Here is a 6477-nt window from a genome sequence, read left to right on the forward strand (position 1 = left end):
TATCCCGTGACCCTGGTGAAGCCCAAGGGCTGAGAATTAGATATAAATTCATGAAAATTCAATGAAGCCCAAACCCCCTGTATGGCATTGTTAATAGATATTGCCCAAGCTGGATATGAAAATCCTATTCCCAAGATATTTAAGATCATTAAAGGTATATTACTTACATTAAATATTAATTGCAATTTTTTAGGAAACTTTGTAATATAAGCTGCTATAATTATACCTAAAACAGTTAACTGCAACATTATGCCATGATAATAAATTACCTCCGCTTCGCTAAAATCTCCAGGTTGTAACCAGTTTATACCAGGAATTAATGGAGAAACTAGTAAACCTATAGCTACGTATGCAGTTATAAGAAGAATATTAAATTTTGGGCTAATAAATAAATCTTTATTTAATTGACATTATGCTCACCATTTACTTTATTTAGAGAAAGAGTTAAAAAATTTATTTGAGAAAATTTATAATATAAACTCATCACAAATTAACTTATATTTAATTAAAATAAGTGTTAAATACCATAGCAAATTCATACAGTTATCTTTTACTGGGAGTATTTTCAAATTCATCGCAATATTATAGATTTCCAGACACAAATTTATTACTTAAAAGGTTTAAGTTATCTTATCTATAATAAAAACTTAATCAAATGATAGTATGTAAATGACGAAGATTTTAAAAGGTCATAATCAGAGGAGTTCATTGAATGTTTTAGCATTAAAAATATATTTAAAAAAGCTTTTATTTTTTATTTTAAATATAACTTAAAAAACTCCATTATTAAAAATAAATACAGGTGCTAGGTATGGATAATTTTATAAGCATACAAACAAATAAAATAGTTATTTATGGTATAGGTAAACCTAAAGATCTAATATTACCAAACGAAATAACGGAATGGATCAAAAAAAGCAAAGCACTAAACAAAATATTAAATATATTAGTAAATCATCAAAAATTTAAGAAAAGGTTATCAAATCCTATGGCTATTAGAAGTCTTCTTATTTATCTTTATGCTAAGAAAAACAATATAGCTCCATATATTATGGCTAAGAAGTTCAATATAGCTCCTGAACAATTATATAGAATCGAAAGAGGATTAAAAAAAGATAACTTGTATAATACAATAATGATTGAAATTGATCTAGATTCACTATCATAATGGTTGTTAAAATCTAAAAATTAAGTAATTTCCTACTATACCATAAATAAACAAGATAAAGGTAAAAATTCAAAAGTTATTTATAATAGCTAATCGATAATTAAAACAGGGAAGAATAATATGCAAAGACCATATGTTACAATATTTTCTACTATGACGATAGATGGAAAAATAGCAAGTAGTAGCAAATACTCTAAACTTAGTTGCGACGATGATTTTAAACTACAACATTATCTGAGATCTATAAATGATGCAGTTATGATAGGTGCTAATACAGCAATTATAGATAACCCTAGTTTAACAGTAAGGCTGGTTAAAGGTACATCACCATATAAAATAGTTGTTGATTCCAAGCTAATTATACCAACATCATTAAAGATATTTTCTAATCCTAAAAGAAGTATTATTATAACATCAAGTGATTCTGATCCAGAAAAGATAGAAAAATTTGAGAGAATTGGTGTTAAAATTATTAAAGTAAATAAAAATAAAGGCCTAGATATGGAATCAGCCTTACAAAAATTATATGAAATCGGCATTAAAAAGCTCATGGTTGAAGGGGGAGGTAATTTAAATTATTCTTTATTGTTCAGAGGCTTGGTTGATGAAATATGGATAACTATATCACCATTTGCTTTTGGAGGGGGGATCTCCTTTTTAGAAAAAGGAGAACTGGATGAAATCAAAGCAGAATTATATATTAAAGAAATAAAACAATTATGTCATAATTGGATTAATATAAGATATGGGATATTATATCCCAAAAAACCCATTGTTTAATATATAATACCTTTGTATGCATTTATATACAGCGGATCTTTGTTTATTCTAATTATATATTTTGATCTGTTGTATTTTTCACCTGGATTAAATGATTTCATTTCATTAGACTTTAAATCCAGTTTCTTATATTTTTCCTGCACATAATCTCTATATAATGATTCCATTACATTGAAAGTACAGAATGGAACTACTCTTCCATCTGGCATTAAATAGCTTATGTTGCACCTTCTTACTCTTTCTACATCGTAATTATATAAATCCATGAAATGCATCATTCCAATAAATAACATGTGATAGTGAAGTTGTCCAAGCGCATCATAATTTCTCTTTATAAATATGCTTGTTAAAAGTTTGCTAAATTTAAGTTCCTTAGGCATTCTTTTTTCATCAACAAATTTCCTTAAATCTAGTACTCCTTTTATTAGATGTAATTTCTTAAACATGCTATCTGTTATTTCTATTCTTTTCTCATCTAAGTATTCTAAGAAACCTTCTATATCAAAGAAAGCACCTATAGGAATAAAATTAGTTGGCATTCCATTAGCATCTCTTTCAATAAAAACATAGTTTGCAGATCCACACATCGGATGATTAGACATACAGAACTGCTCAGTTTCTGTTGCTGCCTCAACAAATTTAGCAAATTTTGCAGCAACAGGTATTGGATACCAAGTATCTTTAGATATTTGCCCATTCGTTTGCCTCTCTATTTCATTTATAGCATCTGCTATTGTTATTCTCATCTTTTCTCTTTCACTCTTTTTAAGTTGACCTGATAAGCTAACAGGCTGGAAATTAACTGCTCTAACAATATCTAAATGCTTACCAGCAAATCTTAATATTCCTCCAATTTCTTGGTCATTATGACCCTTTATAAGAGTAGGCACTAATACAACGCTAGTCATACCAGATTTTCTAAATACCTCAAAAATATATGGTATTTCCCAATGATTCTTAAAATTAACTTTTGGAGAGACTCCATCAAAGCTTAGATAAACTGTATTAACACCAGCTTCCCTTAGGGTTTTAGAATAATTTATTGCTGCTTCTGGATCATTAAAATACATTTCAGCAAATTTTATACCAGCTGTATTTAATTGTATATGTCTTACCCCTTCTTCTCTAAGCATTTTAATTATTTCCGGTAAATCTTCTCTTAAAGTAGGTTCTCCTCCAGTTATTTGGATGGCCATAGTTACTCCTTGTTTCTTTAATTGCTCTATTTGGAATCTTAACAGCTCTATACTAGGCTCATAAATGTATCCAGCTTTTTCTGCATAGAAAAAGCAATAATAACAGCTAAGATTACACCTATTAGTTACAACTAAGTTAGCTAATGCTGTATGATTCTCATGCATAGAACAAAATCCACAGTTATAAGGGCATGGCGCATTTAAACTTACATAAGCTTTTATTTTTCCAGCGCCTTTGCCAGTTTCTTCAAATTTCATCATTTTTGTATAAAGGCTCGAATCACCATAATATAGTTCCTCAATCTCTCCATGCTCTGGGCAAACTTTCCTCAGGAATACTTTTCCATCCCTTTCAAAAACTCTAGCGGGTAATAATCTTAAGCATACAGGACATAAACTTGTCGTATAGTGCAAATGCTTTTCATCTTCATTAAGTTTTGGCATTGGACCTCCAATAGGTATTTTTCTCTCAGCTATCTCTACATATGCTTTATTTCCTTCAGTTATAAATCTTCCAGGAGCAGGCATAGTTTTATGAACCTGCTCACTTTCTTTCCTTTTATTCACTTGAACTACTGCCAATATTTAAACCCCCTATATTAAATTACTTGCTTTATATATTATATCTCCTCTTATATATGCCTAGACACTGTTTTTTAAGATTTACTTATTAATTTAATATAGTTAGAAATAATTTTTAAATATTTTTCCAATACTTATTAAACTTTTATATACATGTATATACAAAAATAATAGTGATAATTAAATTTATTTCAAATAAAGTTAAAAACAGGAACAAAACTTATAAATTTAAACTCAGAATCAATCTATAAAGAGAATGGGGTGTTAATATGGTAAGAGATAGACATGTTAAAGCAAAGGAATTAAAGGGTAAAAAGGATGTTAATGGAAAATCATATGAATATGATTATTATACTCTTCCATTAAATATATACGTTAAAAAGCATGTTGTTGAAAAATTTGGAAAAGATTTCATAGTAGAAGTAGATGACAACTCAGGTGTTATATGTATAAAGCCTAAGGCTTTAGAGGACTTCATAGGAATTACAAAATGCCCATCACCATGGGCTTAAGAATAATTAGCAATTTATTTTATTTTAAAATCTTCAACAAAACATAAAATATTATTTTTAAATCCTATGATTTGAGGTTCAAAAAGTTGAGTTATGATAAGGTATCAATAATAATGCCCACATATAATGAAGCAGAAAATATAAAAGACCTAATAAATAACATAGAAAGTACATTAAAGAAAAATAACATTAACAACTATGAAATTGTTGTTGTAGATGATAACAGCCCTGATAAAACCTATGAAATTGTAAAGGAAATAAGCAAAGCAAATAATCACGTTAAGCTGATAAAAAGAGAAAGAAAGGCAGGATTATCTTCAGCAGTATTAGAGGGAATAAACAATACTGATGGAAATATAATAGTTGTTATGGATGCAGATTTTCAGCATCCACCTGAATTAATTCCAAAACTCATTGAGAATCTAAAAGATCACGATATTTCTATTGCATCGAGATATGTAAAAGGCGGAAAAATAGAAGGTTTCAGTCTGCCAAGAAAAATTATTAGCAAAGGAGCAACTTTAATAGCAAAAATTTTGGTTCCAGAAGTTAATAAAACATCAGATCCTATGTCTGGATTTTTTGCTTTTAAAAGGAGCTCAATTGATCTGAAAAAAGTAAATAGTATTGGATATAAAATTTTATTTGAAATTCTCTATAGAAATCCTAAATCTAAAAGCATAGATGTCCCATATACCTTTAAGGACAGGATTAAAGGTAAAAGCAAATTAGGAACGAAGGAGATTTTAGAATTCTTATTTCATGCAATAAAAAATTCTAGAATAATAAAGTTTGCTATAGTTGGCGCATTAGGCACAGCAGTTAACTTAGGTATAATGTATTTACTCTTAAATAGAGGGATGTTTTATGATTATGCAAGTGCTATAGCTATTGAATCGAGCATATTATTCAATTTTATTCTTAATGATAAGTGGACTTTTAGCGATAAAAAAGGAAGAACAATCATATCTAGACTTCTTAGATATAATTTAATGGTAGGCCCAAGTGGAGTGACTATATTTTTCGTTATGGAGATTATAACTAAATTACTAAAGATTTATCCATTAATAGGGCAATTTATAGGAATTATATTTGGTTTTATAGTAAACTTTTTGCTATCATATACTAAAGTTTGGAACATCTAAATTTTATAATGATTAAAACTTATGGTTTTAACATAAAACATTGTCAATAAAGTAAACTACCCGCCCTTACGGACGGGATCTCTGGTGTTAGCTGATGAATTCTCATGCTTTAAGGTTGAGAAATAGATCAGTTCACTAAACACCTTGCCTTTATAGAAGAAGCTTCAATTCCTTAATATCCATATATTAAAGTATTTTAGAGGTTCAAAAATAGAACAAAATTATTATATACGCAACGTAAATTGCAAAATTAATCAATGTTACAGGTAATCCTATTTTCATAAAGTTTTTATAAGTAATTGTTACTCCATGTTTAGTTTCCAGCATGTCTAAAATTATTATATTTGATGCCGCTCCAAATATGGTTAAATTACCTGCTATTGTTGTAGCCATAGCTAAAGTAATCCAGCTTATAGTGCTTGCTTGAGTATATCCTAAATTATGCATGTAAATTATAAACAAGTTAGTGAACGGTACATTACTTATTAATTGGCTAATTATTAAGGATGCTGCAGAAATTCTTAATATGTTATCAGTCCCTTTCGCTATATGAGGCAATAATATGTGTAATAACCCATAAAGTACTCCAGAATTCCATATACCTTGTGTTGCAATGAACATGGTTATAAAAAACACTACTGTACCCCAATTTACTTTAGAAAGAATTTGCCTAGGCTCTGATATAAAAATATAAGTAAACGCTGAAATTGTAAATGGTATAATACCTATTGATGTTATGTGAGGAAGCCTATATAGTTCAAGGAAATCGTTTATCAAAAGGAACACTATAACTAAAATGACAGCCCCTAATGATATATAAGCATCTTTTTTGTTTTTTATAAATTCTTGAGGAATGCCAATGAAAAATTCCTTTTTTAAATTTTTTATTTTATAGTATCTTATTATAAAATATGTTGTTATAACTAAATTTATAATTGTAGGAATAGCCAAGTATTTTAAAAACATTATCAAAGGTGCATTTATATTTGTTTGAGTAGCTATTAACATGTTTTGTGGGTTGCCGTCGTCAACAGTTTCCGATAAACCGTGAAGTTTATATACTTTGTATGTGAATTCAATTATGGTGCTGAACG

Annotated in this window: 7 protein-coding genes; 4 read left to right on the plus strand and 3 right to left on the minus strand. The window is 28.6% G+C overall.

What is annotated here, in order from left to right:
* Nucleotides 1-245, minus strand: a 245-nt coding sequence (locus ACP5GV_RS07735) for a hypothetical protein (RefSeq protein ID WP_428103178.1), incomplete at its 3' end; no start/stop codon positions are given.
* Between the two features lie 566 nt (nucleotides 246-811).
* Between ACP5GV_RS07735 and ACP5GV_RS07740 the strand changes: the two genes are divergently transcribed.
* Both ACP5GV_RS07740 and ACP5GV_RS07745 read left to right on the plus strand, forming a co-directional pair.
* Nucleotides 812-1168, plus strand: a complete 357-nt coding sequence (locus tag ACP5GV_RS07740; protein ID WP_428069742.1) for a hypothetical protein — start codon at nucleotides 812-814, stop codon at nucleotides 1166-1168.
* A 120-nt stretch (nucleotides 1169-1288) separates the two neighbouring features.
* Nucleotides 1289-1948, plus strand: coding sequence for a dihydrofolate reductase family protein (locus tag ACP5GV_RS07745; RefSeq protein WP_428103180.1), 660 nt, complete (start codon nucleotides 1289-1291; stop codon nucleotides 1946-1948).
* Here ACP5GV_RS07745 and tes read toward each other — a convergent pair.
* The gene (gene tes, locus ACP5GV_RS07750; protein ID WP_428069766.1) at nucleotides 1945-3672 is read right to left on the minus strand and encodes a tetraether lipid synthase Tes; all 1728 of its coding nucleotides are present in this window, start codon (nucleotides 3670-3672) and stop codon (nucleotides 1945-1947) included. The two genes, ACP5GV_RS07745 and tes, sit on opposite strands and share 4 nt — an antisense overlap.
* Before the next feature lie 323 nt (nucleotides 3673-3995).
* Between tes and ACP5GV_RS07755 the strand changes: the two genes are divergently transcribed.
* Both ACP5GV_RS07755 and ACP5GV_RS07760 read left to right on the plus strand, forming a co-directional pair.
* Nucleotides 3996-4238, plus strand: coding sequence for a hypothetical protein (locus ACP5GV_RS07755; protein ID WP_428103183.1), 243 nt, complete (start codon nucleotides 3996-3998; stop codon nucleotides 4236-4238).
* 86 nt (nucleotides 4239-4324) lie between these two features.
* Nucleotides 4325-5383 (plus strand): glycosyltransferase, encoded by a 1059-nt coding sequence (locus tag ACP5GV_RS07760; protein WP_428103185.1) that lies wholly within the window; start codon nucleotides 4325-4327, stop codon nucleotides 5381-5383.
* Nucleotides 5384-5587: 204 nt separating this feature from the next.
* On the opposite strand, the gene ACP5GV_RS07765 is transcribed toward ACP5GV_RS07760, so the two are convergent.
* Nucleotides 5588-6477 (minus strand): SLC13 family permease (locus tag ACP5GV_RS07765; protein ID WP_428103188.1); only part of this gene is annotated, 890 nt, incomplete at its 5' end.

This window comes from Caldisphaera sp., from assembly GCF_049974385.1.
Taxonomy (GTDB): domain Archaea; phylum Thermoproteota; class Thermoprotei_A; order Sulfolobales; family Acidilobaceae; genus Caldisphaera.

Excerpts from the sequence above, each read along its gene's own strand:
- ACP5GV_RS07740 (WP_428069742.1), top strand. The coding sequence starts at position 812 with ATGGATAATTTTATAAGCATACAAACAAATAAAATAGTTATTTATGGT.
- ACP5GV_RS07745 (WP_428103180.1), top strand. The coding sequence starts at position 1,289 with ATGCAAAGACCATATGTTACAATATTTTCTACTATGACGATAGATGGA.
- tes (WP_428069766.1), bottom strand. The coding sequence starts at position 3,672 with ATGCCTGCTCCTGGAAGATTTATAACTGAAGGAAATAAAGCATATGTA.
- ACP5GV_RS07755 (WP_428103183.1), top strand. The coding sequence starts at position 3,996 with ATGGTAAGAGATAGACATGTTAAAGCAAAGGAATTAAAGGGTAAAAAG.